Source organism: Fusibacter ferrireducens (assembly GCF_015352425.1).
In the GTDB taxonomy this organism is placed as follows: Bacteria; Bacillota; Clostridia; order Peptostreptococcales; family Acidaminobacteraceae; genus Fusibacter_A; species Fusibacter_A ferrireducens.
Window position 1 is genome coordinate 20,102 of the sequence record NZ_JADKNH010000001.1, and the last position, 18,427, is coordinate 38,528.

Below are 18,427 nucleotides of genomic sequence, written 5' to 3' on the forward strand. Positions count from 1 at the left end.
GCAGACATTCAAAACATAGGTAGAAAAATCAAAAAAATACTCATATATCATTGATATAGGTAATGATTACCCATACAATTAAGATGCAAGTAAAAAAAACAAAAAATTATCTATGAATAGAATGGAGCTTAAAAAGTCCAATACATTAGAAAAATTCCCACTTCAATATAAAGGGGCAATTATTGATGTCGAAACAAAAGAAATTATGAGAGAAGTATCGAAAGCAAATCGAAGAATAGCAGAATTGAAAGGATATTCTGAGATTGTACCTAATAAAAATATATTGATAAATGCAATAACCTTAAATGAATCAAAAGAAAGTTCAGAAATAGAAAATATTGTGACAACACATGACGCACTATTCATAGCAATGATGAAAAAATAGCATTTAATTGGACCTGCTAAAGAGGTCTTAAATTATAAAGAAGCACTCCGGAAAGGAATTGAATTAATAAAAGAAAATGAAATATTGACAACCAATATGATCGTTGATATTCAGGGAGTCATTGAAAAAAATAATGCTGGTATCAGAAAACAGCCAGGAATAAAATTGGTAAATGATATAACAGGTGAAATTATATATATACCACCAGCTTCAGAAGCTAAAATTTGAGAACTACTATGGAACTTAGAGCAATATATTAATGAAGATGATGAGAGTGATCCATTAATCAAAATGGCGATTCTTCATTATCAGTTTGGGAGCATTCATCCATTTTATGATGGAAACGGTCGGACAGGAAGAATCATAAATGAATTGTATCTTGTAATGAAGGGCTTATTAGATTCACCAATTCTCCACTTAAGTAAGTACATTTTGGCAACAAAAAATGAATACTATAAATTATTAAATGATATTTACAAAAATGGGAACTGGGAAAATTGGATATTATATTCAAAAATAAAAGTCTAAGAGAGGTAAAATGATGAAAATTAAAGAGTTTTTACAGTATAGTGCTGCTACAACTAAATTAGATTTTTTAATTATAATTTCCAGTTTTATTGTTAGCGGAATTATATTTACAATTCTAAAAAATCAAAATGCAGTTATTTATTCATTAAGTATTGCATTTGCAATGATGATACTTTTAAAATTAATGAAATTTAAAAAGAATAATAAACAAATGAAATAGATTTCAAAAAATACATACGAGATTATTTCAAAATAATTTCGAACTTCCGATAACACGTCACTTACCGGAAATCGTTCTGAAGTCACACTCCTTGCGAGGCAAGGTTAGCGCCACTTTTTCCGCTGAGGCGTTAAAAGGAAGGGATGTCGGAAACTGCGGGAACGCTAGACGTAATTAATAAATCGGTATAGACATTTAAAAGATGAGGTGAAATAATGGAAATCCGCAAGTTAGAGAGAATAACAGTTTGTGATATCGATAAGTTTGGACTAAATGGATTTAGAACACATAGAGTCCTACAAGTTGAACGTAACAAAAGTGACATTTACTTCGATTGCTCAATATCCGAAGTAGAATTGGAGAAAGAATATATAAAAGTATGGCCTCTTGATGATTCTACTTTAAATTACTATAACGAGATCATATCAAAAGGTATGTCATTCGGCGCTTATGATTCAGATGAGTTAGTCGGATATATTCTGCTTAGTGAAATGTCTTGGAATAAGAGTTTATGGATTGATTATATAATGGTTGCTGATACATATAAGGGAACAGGAGTCGGCAGTAAGCTCATAAATAAAGCTCTAGAAATCGGTAATACTAAGTATCGAGTATTAGTATTAGAAGTTCAAAATGAGAATTATGGTGCAATTAAGTTTTATCAGAAATTAGGATTCAATATAGATGGCGTTGAGTTTTCAAGGTATAGCGAAAAAGAAAATGAGAAGGATGTAGCTTTTATTATGAAATATAAATTCGAATAAGATTTATTAACTACGCCTAACACGTCAGTTTCCTACATTCCTTCCGATGTCACACTCCTTGCGAGGCAAGGTCAGCGCCACTTTTTCCGCTGAGGCGTTAAAAGGAAGAGAGGTTGAAAACTGCGGGAACGTTATACGATATTTTCAAAGCACTGAAATCAGTACCAACAAGGAGCTTAATATGAAAAAAAAATTTCAAGCAACGGTAACTAAATCAGATAGGCTAACTTATATAGAAATCCCATTTGATCCATCGAAGGAATTTAGTATAAAAGGGAAGATGGAACTTCGAGTAACTATAAATGAAGTTACTTATACAAAATCACTGTTATCTCGGGGCAATGGGAATTACATAATGACATTAAATAAAGATATGATAAGTAAGTTGGGAATAAGTGTTGATGGAATAGTTGACGTTTTATTAGAGAGTCCAGAATCAGATGATAAAGTGTTGGATGATGATTCGATGATCATTGAAATGTATAAAAAAGTAAGAATTAAAAAAGAGAAATCTGAAAATCTAGATATTCTAGAAGCAATATTTACAAGAAGAAGTATTAGGAAATTTAACAAAGAAAAAATTGAGAATGACAAGGTTGAGTTATTACTTAAGGCAGGATTATATGCACCAACAGCAGAGAATAAAAAACCTATAGAGTTTATTCTTGTAAGAGAAACATTGATTCTAGAAGAAATATCTAATGCTCTTCCAAGAGGTAAAATGGTTCAAGAAGCTAATTGTGCCATAGTCGTTTGTGGAAATACTGATATACAGAAGCAAAAGGGCTTTGTAATTGAAGATGGTTCAGCTTCGATTCAAAATATATTACTAGCCGCTCATGGTATGAACTTATCGGCAGTTTGGTGTGGAGTCTATCCTATGTCCAAAGTTGTAAAAGATATAAGGAATATTTTTGAGCTGCCATCAAATATTTTTCCAATTGGTATAGTAGCAATTGGATATTCGGAAGAAGAAAGAGTAATTGCTAATAGGTATGATAAAGAGAAAATACATATAGACAAGTGGTAACAGCTTTAAAAGCATCATACAATATGACGGTTAGCAACTTGCTCATGCTGAAGTGTTATAAATGGTCAGAGAAAGATATTGGTTCGGATGTTCACGCAATAGTGCGTATGTTGGCAGAGCATGTCGCAAACCGCGGAAACGTTATAAGAAATTATTCGAATCATTTAGGTATGAGTTTTAATTGTTTGTATGAAGAGATTATAATTTAATTAACATCTTATCAGAATTATGAGTCTATCGAGAGGATTAAGAATGAACAAATATAATGTAATTACACTTTGTGGCAGCACAAGATTTAAAGATGAATTTATAGAAGTTCAAAAAGATTTGACGTTACAAGGGAATATTGTTATTTCTGTAGGCCTATTTGGTCATTCTGGAGATAATGATGTTTGGAAAAATGGAACTAAAGAGATGCTTGATGATATGCATAAATGTAAAATTGATATGGCAAACGAAATATTTGTTATTAATAAAGATGGTTATATTGGCAGCAGTACAAAATCTGAAATTGAGTATGCAAAAACTACAGGAAAATCAGTGCGTTATTTAGAAGATATTGATGAATAGATTTATTATACGTTTGATTCAAATAACTTCATCTAACATGACGGTTAGCGACATGCTCAGAAAAAGGCTTATTAAGGGTTTCAGAGGAACTGTGATTAGAAACTTGTATATTTGTGAATGATGTATGGAGCACGATCGCAAACTGTGGGAACGTTAGTGGAAAGAGCGAATTGACATAGCTTTCGCCACTTTAAACACATAAAAAATACATGCAAATATTCATGCAGATATGATATGCTTTAAGTAAGAGCAGTGAGTATCATGATTGCAAAAAACTTAGATTTGAGAAGTGCACTGGATCATATAATTTCAGTATTTGACTTAGGCCGAGGAAAGGCTTCAAAAGTCATTCAAGATGTTGAAAAAAATAAAGATCCGTACATTGTCGTTAAAAAATAATAGACCACAAGCAGTTGTTTTGTCAGTTGAAGAATATAATAATTTGATGGAAACCCGTGAAGAGCTAGAGCCACAGAATAAAGGTGGTTATGGGAAGCCGTTAGGCAATCAAAATGAAACAGAGTTAACAGAATTTTTCAAAATAAAGTATAGAGGAATTGGAATAAGAGTAGTCTATACAATAGTGCACAAAAAAGAAATCATGAACATCATTGTTGTCTCGTTAAGAACAGATGAAGAAAGTTATAAAGAAGCTGAAAAAAGAAAAGTTAAATATGGAGAAAGCGTTCACAAAGGCATATTTTACGCCACATAAGTATTGAGAAGTAAAGTATTATCGGAGGAGATATTATGATTTTGATCAAGCCAATTGAAATTGAAGATTGTACTTATATCGTCAAGTGGAACTCATTAAAAGATGAAGATTATTTGACCCAATGGGCTGGACCTAGCACATATTCATATCCACTAACAGTAGAACAAATCACTAATCGATTAAATGAAAAAAATACGACTATATTCAAGATACTAAACAAAGACATAATGACAGGTAGTATAGAAATAACTGATATTAATGAAGTAACCGGCTATGGTAAAGTATGCAGATATATACTAAGTGATGATTTTATAGGACAAGGAATTGGACAAAAAGCGTTAAAAAATCTAGTTGAGTATTCGTTTAATGAACTGGGTTTATCACATCTAGAATTAAGAGTGTATACATTCAATGTGGGAGCTATAAAATGTTATGAGAAGGCAGGTTTTACAATTAGTCAATTGAACGAAAATGAAAAAGATTCGAAGTGGAATTCATATACAATGACGATATCACGTGAATGAAAGAACAACGGCCATTTAATGATATATTCCATTGGGTACTTCACCTAACACGACGGTTACCTAAATCACTCTGATGTCACAGCCCATTCGGGGCAAGGACATGCGCCACTTTTGCCCTAAGGGTCAAAAGGAGTGACTTTGGTAATCGCGGGATCGTTATACGAAATCTTTTAATATATATATTTGAAAGGAGTGATTGACATGAAACGTCAGGCAATAAAATATAATACCAACAGTCAACTGGAGGGCGGTACTAATTAAGCTCTCCCTACATCCGACTTAGAGGAGAGATGCTAAATGCTAAAACTAAAATATTTGTTTGACAACAATGAGTTGGCTTTAATGCTTTTAAAGAACTGGAATTTTGATGATGAATCTTTGGATATGTTCAAGTATTTTAGAATATCTTCAAATGCTATTTATCCATTTAAAGATCAGGGAAGTGTTCGTATTTTAAGGTTTACGCCAGTATCTGAGAAAAACCTTTCAGATATCAAACAAGAATTAGAAGTTATGAAAATTTTGCTTGAGAACGGATTTAATGTTCCTAAAGTAGTTAAGAGTAAGCAAGGCAATGCTATTGAAACCAAGGAAACACCATGGGGCAAATATCATGCTGTAGTATTCGAGAGTGTCGGAAAAAATACACTTGAAAACATAAAAATGACAGAAGAGATTGCTTATCAATATGGTAGGTCACTAGGGGTATTTCATGAAATTTCGAAAAGGAAAATTCAGTCTAGTGTAAATCGAAAAAGTGTGTATGATATTTTTGACCTAATCGAATTAAAAATCTCAAAGGAAACTGTCCAATTGACTACTCTTATGAATGAGCTGAATCGAATTAGAGTGGGATTTGAAAAGATAGAGAAAGCATATGAAACTTTTGGCTTGATCCATTATGACTACGAAGTGGACAACATCATTCATGATTCAAAGACGCAAAATCTTTTCGCGATAGACTTTGATGATTGTATGTATGGCTTTTATGGTCAAGACATTGAACGAGCAATTAACAGTATTGAATCAGAGGTAGATGAAGCGATTCAAGATATAATTTTATCTAACTTTCTAAAAGGTTATGAGATTGAAAATGGTAACTTGGAAATCTTCCAAAAGAATAGAGAAATATTTAAGTCATTTGCTGAAATATACTCTTATTTTAGAATGAAGGATTCTTTAGAAGAAAAATGGGATAATGAACCAAAGTGGATGAATAATATTAGGGAAAGACTAAATGCAAGAATGAACAACTATATAGTAAAATTGGAGTCTTAAAAGACTTCCTATAACTTCGAGTTCACGGAAAATTGCCTAATTGTCACAGTGCTTGCGGTTGCGCAAGCCCAGCGTCAAGTTTTCTTAAAGGAAAACAGGTAACGTCGTGAACTCGCCTCTCGTTAGGCGACAGAAACTACTGTGATTTATAGAACAACGATTATGGTCATGGAGCAGGGGGTGAAGTAAATGATAAAAAGAATACATATTTTAGGAGCATCAGGATCTGGGACTACAACACTGGGAGAAGAACTCAGTAAAGAGATAGATTATAGCCATTTTGATACAGATGATTATTTTTGGATTAAAACAGATCCACCATATACTACCAAAAGGCCGGTTGAAGAGCGAATCGATTTGATAAGTAAAGATATTAAAAATAGTGATAGATGGATTTTAACTGGGTCATTATGTGGATGGGGAGACATATTTATCCCTTATTTTGATTTAGTTATTTATTTGAGAATTCCTAAAGAAATTAGAATGAAACGATTATTAGAAAGAGAAAAGATGAGATATGGTAAAAAGATTGAAGAAGGTAATGTCATGTATGTGGCTCACGGAGAATTTATGGATTGGGCTTCAAAATATGATGATGGAGATTTAGATATAAGAAGCAAAAGTTCACATTATAAATGGCTTAAGAATTTAAATTGTAAAGTACTAAGAATTGAAGAAAACATTGAATTAGAAGATAAGATTAAAATAGTTAGAGAAACCATTGATTTGTGAAGTGGATTGTTTAAAGGGAAGTGATTGGCAGCTTCCGTAGTTTCCATCACCTAACACGTCAGTTTACTACATTTCATCTGATGTCACAGCCCTTGCGCGGCAAGGCCAGCACCACTTTTGCCCTAAGGGTCAGAAGGAATGACTTCGGTAACCGCGGGAACGTTAGATGAAATCAAAAACTAATTGAAAAGAGAGATGAGGATAGTGATGATTGAAGATAAGATTTTAGACGAAACATTAGGTTTGATAAACGGAAGTGGAACAATTGATGCATATAATTTTCTTAAATCGAATTTGAGTAAATTGAATGAAATTTCAAGTCAGGTTTATAATTTTTTATACTGTCTAGCAGCAACATCTCATAACGAAGAGGAAGCACTAGAATGGCTAGAAGAAGCTATATTAGATAAGGGGATTTGGTATAGACCAGAGGTTTTTGAAGATGAAGATTTAGAATCGATAGTAGATAATGAAAGATTTAAAGTATGCGTTGGAGTATCAGAAGAACGATATAACAATGAACTTAAAACAGCATGCACAAAGTTTACATTAGACTCTGTGTTAGAAGAAAACTTGTTGGTAGTGCTTCATGGGAATCAACAAAATAATGTAATAAGCCAGTCGTATTGGTCAAATGTAAAACTAGATAAGTATCAGATTGAGTATTTACAATCTAAAGAACTGGATTCATATAATCTATATCGTTGGGATGAAGATGGATCTGCAGTGGAACAGTTGGAGCAAAATTTAACGAAAGTGTCAGATATGTTTCAAAATACAATACTTTCAGGGTTTTCAGCAGGATGTAATGCAATATTACACTTTATAATCGAAACAGATATTAAAATCAAAGGTATAATACTTAATTCGCCATGGATTCCAATAATAGAAAGTCAAGGAAGACTTATTGTAGAAACACTAAAAGAGAAAAAAATTAAGTGTTTGTTGATATGCGGCAATCAAGATGAAGATTGTTATCCATTATATCAGCAATTTAATGCCCTAGCTGAAGAAGTTGGTTATGAGTTTCAAGAAGTGATTGAGGATGAAGTTGGGCATGAATACTCACGTGACTTGTATAAATATGTGAGCGGTTTTGTATCACAGAATAAGATGTAGCCAATGGGTTTTGGATAAGACATTGAGTTTAAATTATAGTATAATATTTAATAGAAAGAGGCAAATGGAATGAATACCGCCAAAGATTATATCCATAAGTTGATTGATGAATTATCAGAGAAAGAGCTACCCGAAGTTCTTGATTATATAAAATCAAAAAAATTGAAAGAAAATTATCAGGATTTGCAAGATGCAAGCCAGTCAAGTATGTCATTTTGGGAAAATCAAATAAACGATGAGGTGTGGAATAATATATAAACAAGGGACTATAATATTAGAAGCAACTCCGTTTCCATTTTCAGATTCGACAGCAACTAAAAGAAGAACGGCCTTAGTTCTATCTAATGATATTTATAATAGTTGAATCGAAGATAGTATTGTATAGAAATATAGCATCTTGTTCCAATTAAAAGTTTCAGAAATAAGCAAGAGATTGGAAGAGGTAATAAGCAATTAACCCGCAAGGGTTTTTCTTTTGATAAGCAGAACATAAATAGAGAAAAAACCAAAGTTAATTTCAAACGAAAAATGCATCGCCTAACACGCCGATTACCAAAATCATTCTAATATCGCAAGCCTTGCGATGCAAGTGCAGCACTGCTTTTCTAAAAGAAAAGAAGTGACTTCAGCAATCACGGAAACGTCATAGGAAAGTTTTGGGCAAGCAGCTCGTTATTCTGATTTAAAAAAATTGTGATACTCAATATAACTTTGGAGATATGATATTATGAGAAAAATAACAACACTTTGTGGTTCGACAAGATTTAAGGAATCATTCGAAAATATAGAAAAGAAGCTTACTCTTGAAGGGAGAATTGTTTTATCAGTTTGCTTCTTTGATAAAGATGATGTACTAGAGTTGGATAGCGAGCAGTATGAGATTTTGGGTGAGTTGCATAGAGATAAGATTAAAATGAGCGATGGCATATTTGTGATAAATGAGAATGGGTATATTGGAGAAAGTACAAGGCGTGAAATAGAATATGCACAATTGTTAAATAAAGAAATAGAATACTTAGAAAGCTAGCACCTAAACCCATCGGCTAACACGACGAATATCTGCATTCCTCTGAGTTGTGTTGCGGAGATTCATAGTGCGTGGTTAAGTAATAGAGTGTGAGGGTGAACAGGGCCCAATCACGAACTGCGAGAGCTTCATATTGAATATTGCCAGGTATTTCTATCGGCGTAAAATGAAAAGGCGTTGGCTGAATTAGAAGGAATAGGATGAATTTTACTGTTTGCTAGGGGAGCCTTAAAAGAGTGGGACAACGGAAATTGCAGGAACGTTAGTCGCAAGAATCCATTGGCAAAATCATGAATCATAGCATATTCTGAATCATAGCATATTCTGAATAAGGAGTTTTATATGGAAATCTTAGAAACGATAGTTTTAGTTATTTTACTATGTATGTCAATCACCGCATTCATTATTAGCTACATGCAATATAAAGAAAAAGGATTTTTGTTTAACAATGCTTACCTCTATGCATCTAAAAAAGAACGCAATGAGATGAATAAAAAACCGCACTATCGACAATCTGCCCTATGGGTGAAAAGACACAGCTTTGGTTATCGATTACCCTTAACAGGCATTCCACAAAGCATTGAATTGGAGTAATTAAAATGTATACAGATTATAAATTTGAAAATAATAGTCTTATGGAAAATATTAAATCATATTATGAAAAATTTGATATGAGTTCGGTTTATGACCACACACTTGATGTTGTACAGCAAGTCGACATGATAAAAAATTTAGAAGATGATATTAGAGCGAAATGTGTAACAGCAGCATTACTACATGATTTAGGCAGAGTAGTCGCCAAAAATGATATTGTCAATTTTTGTACACGAAATGGGAAAATAGTATCTTCTAATGAATTAAATTACTTAGGGATATTACATCAATTTGCATCAAGAATTATTGCACATCAAGTCTTCAAAATAGAGGATCTTGATATTCTAGAATCTATTGAATGTCATACGACGTTAAAAAAGAACCCGAGCATTATAGACAAAATTGTTTTTTTATCAGACAAATTGAGCTGGAAAGAAAAAGAACACATTGATCTAATACAGGAAATGAAAAATAGATATGAGCACTCATTAGACGAAGCCATTTTTTATTATTTAGAATCGGTGCATAAACAAAGAGACGAATTGGCATGTTATCACGAATGGACGGATGATGCATATAATTATTTTAAAGAAGAAATTATGCAATGCCCGTTTGACACGTCAATTACCCCTTAAACCGATTTTCGGTAGTTACTTATACTTGGCACATCTTTTATCCAATATAGCAGTGATTAAATAAACATATAAGCAAATTCCGGTAGCGAGCAATCGCTACCTTTTTTGTTAAAACAACAAGATTTGATCCAAAAGATTTTTCCGAGGCATCAGTCGGGAAAATTGTCAGCGAAAATCGCTTTGAGGCATCGGGGAGAGGCCTCAAATGTTGTTGACAAAAGTTGGATTGAAGAGTAATATAATTATACGGTGTCTAAAAATATGCTTCGTATATTTCAGGAGGTTAACATGACGCATCCAAAAATACAATTAACCAGAACAGAAAAAAAGAAATTACGAACTCAGGAGTTAATATTAAGTGTGACGATTGATCTAATAGAAAGCCAAGGGTTCGATGAAACGACAATGGAGCAAATTGCAAGTGTAGCTGATATTGCAAAGGGAACATTATACAATTATTATTCGTGCAAAGAAGAAATATTAAGTGAATATATTAAGCAAACTTTTACAAAAGAAAATCATAGTAGAATCAAAGATATTGAAAATTTAAAGTCTACAAGAGAGCGGCTGGAGTATCTATTTGATATATTACTAAAAGGTGTAAAGAGACATAAAGAAATGTTTGAGAAGTATTTAATATTTCAGATGAAGGAAATGGTGCGTTTTGAAAAAGACAAGGAAAGTGAAAGTGGCATTGGAACCCCTATAGCCATGATCATAAAATTGGGTCAGGAATCGGGGGAGGTCAGAACAGATATGCCTGCTGAAACGATTTCTGAGTTTGTTTTGTTTGTGTTTATTGAACTCGTAAAAACATTTTATTCGAATCCAGATGGTTTTGATCAAAACGGTTCTATAGAGAGTAGTATAAATTTATTTTTAAATGGGGCAAGTTGTGTAGCAAAGGTGGTTTGATTTATGCAAAGTATGAGGAGTAGAGTAGTAATTTGGCTATTACAGCATAGACATTTATTCAAATTGAAATTGAAGCCAGATGAAATAACAGAAGATTTTTCTGTTGAGAAATTTAGAGAAGGAATAGAAAGTGCAACGAAGCGTATGGAAAAGCCATTACAAGATGTGCAAATTGAAGCTGCAAGCATCCATGGTATGAATGGTGAATGGATTATACCCAAGCATTCTAAATCAGATAAAGCTATTCTATATATTCATGGCGGCGGCTTTATATCGGGCTCTTGTAGTAGCCATAGAATGCATGTGACGAGATTTGCCAAAGGGAGTAATGTTAAAGCATTGATATTTGATTATCGCTTAGCTCCAGAACATCCTCATCCTGCGGCACTTGACGATTCAGTGAGTGCGTACAAATGGTTATTAGACCAAGGGTACAATTCAAAAAACATAGTAATCATGGGTGAATCAGCGGGTGGTACTTTAACCTTATCTACATTACTTGCATTAAAATCAATGCATTTAGAATTACCAAAATCTGCAATATCAATTTCTCCAGTTACTGATTTAAGTTGCTCTGCAAATTCATTTATAATTAATGCCAAAAAAGACATTGCGCCGATGAATTCATGGCGTGTATGGACCAATTATTATGTAAATGAGCACGATATAAAGGACCCGTTGCTTTCACCCTTATATGGGGACTTAGTGGGTTTGCCTCCAATATATTTAACGATAGGTACCCATGAAATCCATTTTGATGATACTTTGAACTTTGCAAAGAAAGCAGAAGCAAGTGGTGTTGATGTAACGTTAAAGGAATGGCAGGGCATGGTTCATGCCTTTCCAATTTTATCGCCACTTTTTCCGGAAGCCCAAAGTGCTCATGAGTCTATTTGTGATTTTGTGCGACACAGTTTAGAATAGCATTCACCTGTATTTCATGAGAAAGGCAGAAGAGTCCGTGAATTGTGAGATGCCAGCAGAGATTCAGAACATGGGTAGTAAAATCTAAAAAGTACCCATATGTCATTAATGGAGATAACGATTCCCCCTATATCTAACATAGTAAGAAAATAATAAACTGACAGGTGGACATAAAATCGGATCATCAGTATTCGATTCTTCTGGAACCCTATTATGCTATATGGTAAAATATAACACATAAGATCACTGTTAGGGAGCGCTACTATGGAAAAAACAATAGATTTTGATTTGGTTTCAGATTTATATGATAGCTATGTGAATGTGGATTTTGATATTTCTTTTTATAAAAAATTCTGCGAAGGCTACGAGAGCATTCTCGAGCTCATGTGCGGAACTGGTAGAATTTCACTACCGCTTATAATGGCTGGCTATAACCTTACATGTGTTGACTACTCAGAGGGTATGTTGGATGTATTTCGATCAAAGTTGCCTAAGGGCTTTAACACAGAAATTTTTTGTCAGGACATCTGCGAATTAAATCTTCAAAAGCAATTTGATCTTGTGATGATTCCCTTTAACTCAATTTCTGAAATTACAGATAAAGAGAAACGTCAACGTGCTTTCCAAAATATATATAATCACCTTGAGCCAGGCGGTGTTTTTTTCTGCACGCTTTATAATCCAGAATACCGGAAAAAGATCGCAGACGGCAACTTGAAATGTCTTGGTAAATTCGATATTGGAGATCACCGAAACCTCATGGTAACTTACTATAATCATTATTCAATCGGTGATGAACTCATCACTGGGATGCAATTTTACGAGATATATGGAAAAGATCATAAATTGATTGAAAAACGAGCTATGGATATTCGATTTGCAATCGTATCGAATGAGGAAATCACAGAGATGGCCAAAGCAACAGGATTTTTATTGCAAGAAATATATGGAGATTACTCGTTTTCACCGTTTTCAGACAAAAGCATGTTTATGAACTGTGTTTTTTATAAATTGTAGCAAATATAAGTTGTAGCAAAAACATGACATTCCAATGGCCTCAGAACTCTTTTTCTGGTTTTATTAATGCAAATGCTCATTCTAAATGATTTACATTCTGCTAAAAAAAAGCACTTTATAAAAACACTTGTACTCTTCCACTAGCGCTTTTTAAGAGGAACTGTATATGTGTTTTTTTAAGTGTATGAAATAAAGGACTGTGTATATTATTTTTTCAATATATGTTATAATCAAAGAAGTATCTTTACATATTTGGAAACGTTATACTGGACAGCTTTTATTGTCTTCATACAAAAATAGAATAAAGGGGTGAAATCATTTGATGTCATAGTTCGCACATGCAAGGGTGCACGTCACTTTTCATTCAATTGGTGTTGGCAACTCTCAGACTCTAAAAATATTAGGTATAACCGATTTGCTTTTAGAAATGGGCAAGACTGTTTATGATAAAACATTAGCAATTCGTGTATGGCTTGTAATCAAAATGAAAGAGTCTGCAATTATATTTCAATGATTAGAGGACAACATAAAAGGGGCCAAATGAAAGTGCTTGTAATAGATGAATGCTTGGGCTTTTAAAAAGGAGCAACGTGGCTAATCGTGTAAATTTTAAATAAATGAATAAATTCTTATTTATAAAGGAGATTTTAATGATAAAGAAGTTGATGTATTTAATAATTTTTACTCTAATGCTGACATCGTGTTCAGCTGCTAAGTCCAATTATGACGATAAGATACTTGTGAGCAGCCGAGAAATTATGGGCTCTGACAATCCAGCCTCAGCCGTTCATTTGGATGTTTTATCTTCCGAATTCTTAGACATTAAGTATACTGGTAAGAATACATATGAACTGGATGTAGAAATATGGGAAGATGGGGTGCTGGTCAATAGCATGACAGAAGCTATGGGGATAGAATTGTCACAGTATAAGGGCATTTCAATAGAAGTGGATGAAAGCAATCCCGAGTTATATAAAGTGATTCTTGGCATGTATCAGGAGGGGGGATATACTTCGATGGATTTTAATATAGAGGTAGAACCCAATGCGTTAAACGGAAGAGTCGAAAGTGATTATCCAAGTGATGTAGAATTTGCTGAAACGGAAGATGTTGTCTTATGGGGCTTTCATAGATTCCATGATAAATTTGAAGCGTTTGGGGACACTTATGATGCGGCAAAGAAAATGGGCTGGTCTTTAGTATTTGTTCTAAGATGTGAACAGTAAACATAAAATATTTGAATTTTGGAGGGACATATATGAAAAAGGTAATGATATTATTGATTGCAGCAATTGTTTTAACAGCTTGTTCTTCAGGTACGAGTAAGGATACTCTGCCATTTGATATTGCATTAGACGAGATAAAAGCGTTAACTGTAAATACATTTGATCAAGCGCATACTTTTGAAATCGATGAGAAATGGACTCAGTTTATTAAAGTGGTGACGAACTTCAGTTATAAAAGTGCATCTATAAGCGAGGTAGATGAAATTTGGGCACTTTCAGAAAGTGAAGAAGACTATTACGGCGTCACGCTGAGTTGTGAGGCAGCAGTGTACTCTTTTCTTATTTTCGACAATACGATCATTGCGAATTATAACAATATGACCAATAATGCACAAGAAGGCACACAATTTTTTGTCGCAAAGGACGTGGATATAAAAGCTCTACAAGCAGAGTTGTCAGAACTCAAACTTTCCTCGAATTAAATGACGCCAAGATTGTCTATAAAATCACCTGAGTATATGGGCTCAAAGAGGAGGCACGGGCCTGAATAGGGTTAGATATATGTTGATTTTTCATAAAACCCTTACATATTATGTGGATACAAACTCAGAGTAAGATGTGATGTTGAAAAGTTAAAAACGATTGCATTTGAACTGAATTTTGTACATAAATTAAAAAAGGAGGCATTATAATGGGAGGCTTTGGATTTGATTCAGGTAAGTTAAAAGCAAGTGGTGACAAGGGGGACATGTATTTAGTGCTTCAAGTGGTACTCACTGAGAAGTTCATTGGAACCGGTTCAGGTGTATCAAGTCTTACCAATCTACAGGCAACAATCAACGAGCAAGCAGCCAAAGGTTACAGACTTCATACAATTACAACTGTTTCTTCGGGTTCAAAAGGGTTTTTAGGTGGCGATAAAATTCAAGCTACAATGATCTTTGAAAAAGTGCTCTAATCATATTGGTAAATTTCAATACGAGATATTGGCGCTAGGAAATGCTCTCGATATTCAGCCGTGAAAATAATATTTATCTCATATGGTATTTTTATATTTTCATTTGATTTTATCACCTTAAGATAGTGATTCCCAACATCATGGGAATTGCTATTTTGAAATTACAGTCATCACCCATAGGGAGGAGAAGATCTATGAAGGAAGTTCTTTTTTTTATTTTTGACAATATGACCGATTATGAGATAACGTTTACGATGCATATGATTAATACGAGTGAAAATTTCAAGGCGATAACGATTGCATACGAAGACAAAGAAATCATAGGAAGGTCAGGCGCGATTTACAGGCCTCATAGATTGGTATCAGATGAGCAAAACATCAAATGTGAAGGATTAATCCTTTGCGGTGGTTGGTATGGAGATTTAAGACCAGAATTAAAAGATTTGATAGGTTTGCTTCATAAAGAAGAGAAACTACTCGGAGGTATTTGTGGCGCAGGCACTTTTTTATTAGCAAAAGCGGGAGTACTTGAAAATGTGCGATATACAACACCAATTGTCGAGTGGACGGATGAACACAGAGCTGTATTTGGACCAGCAGATGTATTTCCTCGGAATAACTATATTGAAAAGCCTGTTGTAAGAGATCAGAATGTAATTACGAGCCTGGGTAATTCATTTATTGATTTTACTGCTGAAATTTGTAATGGGTTAGGTGCATTTGAAAGCGAAAGTGATAAAGAAGCCTTTTTAGCGTTTATGAAACAATAAGAGGGTTAAAACAGCTTATAAAAACACCAATATTTTATATGGAAACAATATTTTTTATTCTAAAATGAATGATGTGGAGGCAAATTTTATGACAATGTATGAAGAAGGTATTAAATTGGTCGATGAAACATTTGGCAATGGAAAAGATAATATTATTTCATTGGGCACCATTGCTAGGGAAAACAGTTCTGATGGGAAACCCCGTCCTGTTGTGAGAAGCGTTGATGCATACTATGAAGAGGGTGTATTTTATGTAGTCACACATGGAAAATCCAATAAAATGCTTCAAATATCAGAGAATCCAGAGGTTTCAGTTTCTGGGTGTATGGAGATGTTTACGGCAAGTGGGATTGGTGAAAATTTAGGATGGGTTCTCAGCCCTCAAAATGCTGAGATTAGAAATAAGCTTAGAACTTCTTTTGCAGAATGGTATGATATGGCCAATAATGAACAAGATGAAAACTGCTGTATTTTAGCAATTCATTTGACAAAGGGTACTTTGAATGTGAACCATTGGGAAAAATTATATCACTTAGATTTTATAAACAAGACCACTATGACCAATGGAGGGATTTTTTAACTCACCCTGAAAGGCATAAAAATAGGGTCTAGCAGAAGTGACTATCTTGGGGATGATCGCTGTGAGTATCACGAATTGATATAAGCTGAACACTTTGGCGATTCATCCCAATTAGGAGGCAATGGACATATGTTCTTATTAGGATTTATAATCTCCGCAATGATTTTGTATTTTTATACAATGAAGACGATCCATAAAATTATCCACGGTAAAGAGGTGGCGATGGATTCGAAACTGACAAGTGATATTTTAGCCGGTTCAATTTTAGTGGGCGTTACAATGTTTTTATTTATAAATGGTATCATGTCTTAAATGATCTAGAGCTTAAATGATTTGTTTTTTTCTTTTAAGCAGCGTAACTTGTGAAATTAGATTATGGATAAGACTGCTGATCAGAGAGGTTAATTGTGAATTGGAAAAAGATTTTTATAGGGGCATTTTTAATCAGTGCACTCATGCGTGTAACCACATACAAGATGATCATTCAATCGACATATGATTTTTCAAATATTCCCCTTGAGCCTCACGAGCTCTATGTTCAAGAGATTGATGGTTTTGAAGTGACAACATACATATTTGAAGATGCTGATTGGATGGCTAGATTTGATTCCATCATTAGAACAAAGACCGGAACCATTATGGATGAAAGCAAGTTCCATGAAGTTTTCAGTTTTGATTATGGATTTAAAGGTTTGACTTTGAAGATTGATGAGAACGGCAGCATCCTCGTACCTGTAAGAATAATTGATTTGAAAGAGGAATCGGCTTTACATTATGTTGTATGGAAAACCTATCAATTTATTCATGGTGGCTACTGGGTCTATTATGCAAGTGAACCGGATGCCTCTATCGTTCCAATGATACAGGAGATCCATTTTGAAATGGATTAATTCTTTTGATGACACAAACAAGTCAAGGTTATTTATGCTTGATACTGTTGAGGTATGCAATGGTTTTACTTTGTGCTTCATTGCGCAAGATGATTGTATCATCGAACAATGTTTCTCTGAGTTTTAGATACAAGCTGATCAGAATTTCAAGTGAGTTTATGCAGCTAGACGAATCATAATTTGCAATGGAGTCTATCAATGGATTTAAATCACTGAGCTCATAAAATTCAAGTTTTCTGACACCTTTGGGCAACTTACCATTATCGACCAGTAGCATTGAACCAATGACATTTTGCCTGAGGAATGATAAGAATTCAATGGTTTCAAATAATTCTCCTCGACCTATTTTTAATGTGGCATAGTGTACCCAGATCCAAAATTTGTCCTCAATATTCTGATAGTCAAGCGGTGGAAAAAAAGCGTTCTTTGTGGCAATGGCATTGGTCATGCAATTATTGCGTTCCCATAGAATCACAGGATTCTCCACTCGATGTGCGAGATCGGTTAAAGAAGTGAATTTAAAATCAACGTGGATCAAAGTATCCTTATAGTCGTATAGTGCAATGATCAATCGAGGTTCACTGACGTGCTCGCCAGTGAAGGCAGAGAGCAAATGGCCAAGTTGACTAATCATAGGGATGCGCTGTTTCATAACAGCCTCATAATATTTGGGATCAACTGCAAGTACAAAATCCAAATCAGAAAATTCATCCATCTCTCCTGTGATATATGAACCGCCAATTGCAAGACCTAGTATTCTCGAGTCGAGTTTTAAGGATTCAGATATTTTGTCGATAAATTGCTTGTGTATACTTATCATACAATGACCTCCTAAAATGTTTAAATTTAGATATTAGTACAGAATAACATGATGCAAAATCATTGTCAAATAGATTTTTGAAACACTATAACCTGTTTGCTAAATTTGTAAAGACAGTCTCAAAAATGATAAAATCATATAAACATGGAAATGATCTAAGCAGGATTGATTGAAGGGCTTGTTTGGTGAAAATAGGAAATTATGAA

The 18,427-nt window shown here is 33.9% G+C and carries 26 protein-coding genes and 1 pseudogene; 26 read left to right on the forward strand and 1 reads right to left on the reverse strand.

The features are described from left to right. Positions 1 to 112 precede the first annotated feature (112 nt). The 26 genes and pseudogenes from ISU02_RS00145 to ISU02_RS00270 all read left to right on the forward strand — a co-directional run bounded on the left by ISU02_RS00145 (position 113) and on the right by ISU02_RS00270 (position 17,401). Positions 113 to 385, forward strand: coding sequence for a Fic/DOC family N-terminal domain-containing protein (locus ISU02_RS00145; RefSeq protein WP_194699753.1), 273 nt, complete (start codon positions 113 to 115; stop codon positions 383 to 385). 252 nt (positions 386 to 637) lie between these two features. Beyond that, positions 638 to 913: pseudogene (locus tag ISU02_RS24425) on the forward strand (Fic family protein); the annotation flags it as partial. 10 nt (positions 914 to 923) lie between these two features. After that, complete coding sequence (locus ISU02_RS00155) at positions 924 to 1,133, forward strand: hypothetical protein (protein WP_207736130.1); 210 nt, start codon at positions 924 to 926, stop codon at positions 1,131 to 1,133. A 215-nt stretch (positions 1,134 to 1,348) separates the two neighbouring features. After that, positions 1,349 to 1,897: a GNAT family N-acetyltransferase gene (locus ISU02_RS00160; protein ID WP_194699755.1), complete on the forward strand. Its 549-nt coding sequence runs from the start codon at positions 1,349 to 1,351 to the stop codon at positions 1,895 to 1,897. A 181-nt stretch (positions 1,898 to 2,078) separates the two neighbouring features. After that, the gene (locus tag ISU02_RS00165) at positions 2,079 to 2,927 is read left to right on the forward strand and encodes a nitroreductase family protein (protein ID WP_194699756.1); all 849 of its coding nucleotides are present in this window, start codon (positions 2,079 to 2,081) and stop codon (positions 2,925 to 2,927) included. 252 nt (positions 2,928 to 3,179) lie between these two features. Continuing rightward, positions 3,180 to 3,497, forward strand: a complete 318-nt coding sequence (locus ISU02_RS00170) for a hypothetical protein (RefSeq protein WP_194699757.1) — start codon at positions 3,180 to 3,182, stop codon at positions 3,495 to 3,497. Between the two features lie 261 nt (positions 3,498 to 3,758). Then, a complete protein-coding gene (locus ISU02_RS00175; RefSeq protein ID WP_194699758.1) occupies positions 3,759 to 3,896 on the forward strand; it encodes a hypothetical protein in 138 nt (45 codons plus the stop codon). A gap of 19 nt (positions 3,897 to 3,915) precedes the next feature. Next, positions 3,916 to 4,212: a type II toxin-antitoxin system RelE/ParE family toxin gene (locus tag ISU02_RS00180; protein WP_267459409.1), complete on the forward strand. Its 297-nt coding sequence runs from the start codon at positions 3,916 to 3,918 to the stop codon at positions 4,210 to 4,212. 35 nt (positions 4,213 to 4,247) lie between these two features. Further along, entirely contained in the window at positions 4,248 to 4,736 is a 489-nt protein-coding gene (locus tag ISU02_RS00185; RefSeq protein WP_194699760.1) for a GNAT family N-acetyltransferase, read from the forward strand. Positions 4,737 to 5,033: 297 nt separating this feature from the next. Further along, entirely contained in the window at positions 5,034 to 6,014 is a 981-nt protein-coding gene (locus ISU02_RS00190; protein ID WP_194699761.1) for a phosphotransferase enzyme family protein, read from the forward strand. Positions 6,015 to 6,203: 189 nt separating this feature from the next. Next, the gene (locus ISU02_RS00195) at positions 6,204 to 6,746 is read left to right on the forward strand and encodes an AAA family ATPase (protein WP_194699762.1); all 543 of its coding nucleotides are present in this window, start codon (positions 6,204 to 6,206) and stop codon (positions 6,744 to 6,746) included. A gap of 207 nt (positions 6,747 to 6,953) precedes the next feature. Beyond that, positions 6,954 to 7,865: a TPR end-of-group domain-containing protein gene (locus ISU02_RS00200; RefSeq protein ID WP_194699763.1), complete on the forward strand. Its 912-nt coding sequence runs from the start codon at positions 6,954 to 6,956 to the stop codon at positions 7,863 to 7,865. Between the two features lie 69 nt (positions 7,866 to 7,934). Further along, complete coding sequence (locus tag ISU02_RS00205; RefSeq protein WP_194699764.1) at positions 7,935 to 8,123, forward strand: DUF2281 domain-containing protein; 189 nt, start codon at positions 7,935 to 7,937, stop codon at positions 8,121 to 8,123. 469 nt (positions 8,124 to 8,592) lie between these two features. Further along, positions 8,593 to 8,892 (forward strand): hypothetical protein, encoded by a 300-nt coding sequence (locus tag ISU02_RS00210; RefSeq protein ID WP_194699765.1) that lies wholly within the window; start codon positions 8,593 to 8,595, stop codon positions 8,890 to 8,892. Positions 8,893 to 9,234: 342 nt separating this feature from the next. Next, complete coding sequence (locus ISU02_RS00215) at positions 9,235 to 9,486, forward strand: DUF3784 domain-containing protein (protein ID WP_228727690.1); 252 nt, start codon at positions 9,235 to 9,237, stop codon at positions 9,484 to 9,486. A 5-nt stretch (positions 9,487 to 9,491) separates the two neighbouring features. After that, entirely contained in the window at positions 9,492 to 10,121 is a 630-nt protein-coding gene (locus ISU02_RS00220; protein WP_194699766.1) for an HD domain-containing protein, read from the forward strand. 288 nt (positions 10,122 to 10,409) lie between these two features. Further along, positions 10,410 to 11,036, forward strand: coding sequence for a TetR/AcrR family transcriptional regulator (locus ISU02_RS00225; RefSeq protein WP_194699767.1), 627 nt, complete (start codon positions 10,410 to 10,412; stop codon positions 11,034 to 11,036). Between the two features lie 3 nt (positions 11,037 to 11,039). Next, entirely contained in the window at positions 11,040 to 11,960 is a 921-nt protein-coding gene (locus tag ISU02_RS00230) for an alpha/beta hydrolase (RefSeq protein ID WP_194699768.1), read from the forward strand. A gap of 264 nt (positions 11,961 to 12,224) precedes the next feature. Next, positions 12,225 to 12,977 (forward strand): class I SAM-dependent methyltransferase, encoded by a 753-nt coding sequence (locus tag ISU02_RS00235; RefSeq protein ID WP_194699769.1) that lies wholly within the window; start codon positions 12,225 to 12,227, stop codon positions 12,975 to 12,977. Positions 12,978 to 13,627: 650 nt separating this feature from the next. After that, entirely contained in the window at positions 13,628 to 14,203 is a 576-nt protein-coding gene (locus tag ISU02_RS00240; RefSeq protein ID WP_194699770.1) for a hypothetical protein, read from the forward strand. 32 nt (positions 14,204 to 14,235) lie between these two features. After that, positions 14,236 to 14,685 (forward strand): hypothetical protein, encoded by a 450-nt coding sequence (locus ISU02_RS00245; RefSeq protein ID WP_194699771.1) that lies wholly within the window; start codon positions 14,236 to 14,238, stop codon positions 14,683 to 14,685. Positions 14,686 to 14,894: 209 nt separating this feature from the next. Then, the gene (locus ISU02_RS00250; protein ID WP_194699772.1) at positions 14,895 to 15,161 is read left to right on the forward strand and encodes a DUF4177 domain-containing protein; all 267 of its coding nucleotides are present in this window, start codon (positions 14,895 to 14,897) and stop codon (positions 15,159 to 15,161) included. Positions 15,162 to 15,355: 194 nt separating this feature from the next. Continuing rightward, positions 15,356 to 15,931 carry a DJ-1/PfpI family protein gene (locus ISU02_RS00255; protein ID WP_194699773.1) on the forward strand — a complete coding sequence of 192 codons (576 nt, stop codon included), beginning with the start codon at positions 15,356 to 15,358 and terminating at the stop codon, positions 15,929 to 15,931. Between the two features lie 88 nt (positions 15,932 to 16,019). Continuing rightward, positions 16,020 to 16,511 carry a pyridoxamine 5'-phosphate oxidase family protein gene (locus ISU02_RS00260; RefSeq protein ID WP_194699774.1) on the forward strand — a complete coding sequence of 164 codons (492 nt, stop codon included), beginning with the start codon at positions 16,020 to 16,022 and terminating at the stop codon, positions 16,509 to 16,511. Positions 16,512 to 16,640: 129 nt separating this feature from the next. Continuing rightward, positions 16,641 to 16,823, forward strand: coding sequence for a hypothetical protein (locus tag ISU02_RS00265; RefSeq protein ID WP_194699775.1), 183 nt, complete (start codon positions 16,641 to 16,643; stop codon positions 16,821 to 16,823). A gap of 95 nt (positions 16,824 to 16,918) precedes the next feature. Beyond that, positions 16,919 to 17,401: a hypothetical protein gene (locus ISU02_RS00270; RefSeq protein ID WP_194699776.1), complete on the forward strand. Its 483-nt coding sequence runs from the start codon at positions 16,919 to 16,921 to the stop codon at positions 17,399 to 17,401. Between the two features lie 28 nt (positions 17,402 to 17,429). On the opposite strand, the gene ISU02_RS00275 is transcribed toward ISU02_RS00270, so the two are convergent. Further along, positions 17,430 to 18,221: a nucleotidyltransferase domain-containing protein gene (locus ISU02_RS00275; protein ID WP_194699777.1), complete on the reverse strand. Its 792-nt coding sequence runs from the start codon at positions 18,219 to 18,221 to the stop codon at positions 17,430 to 17,432. Positions 18,222 to 18,427: the final 206 nt, after the last annotated feature.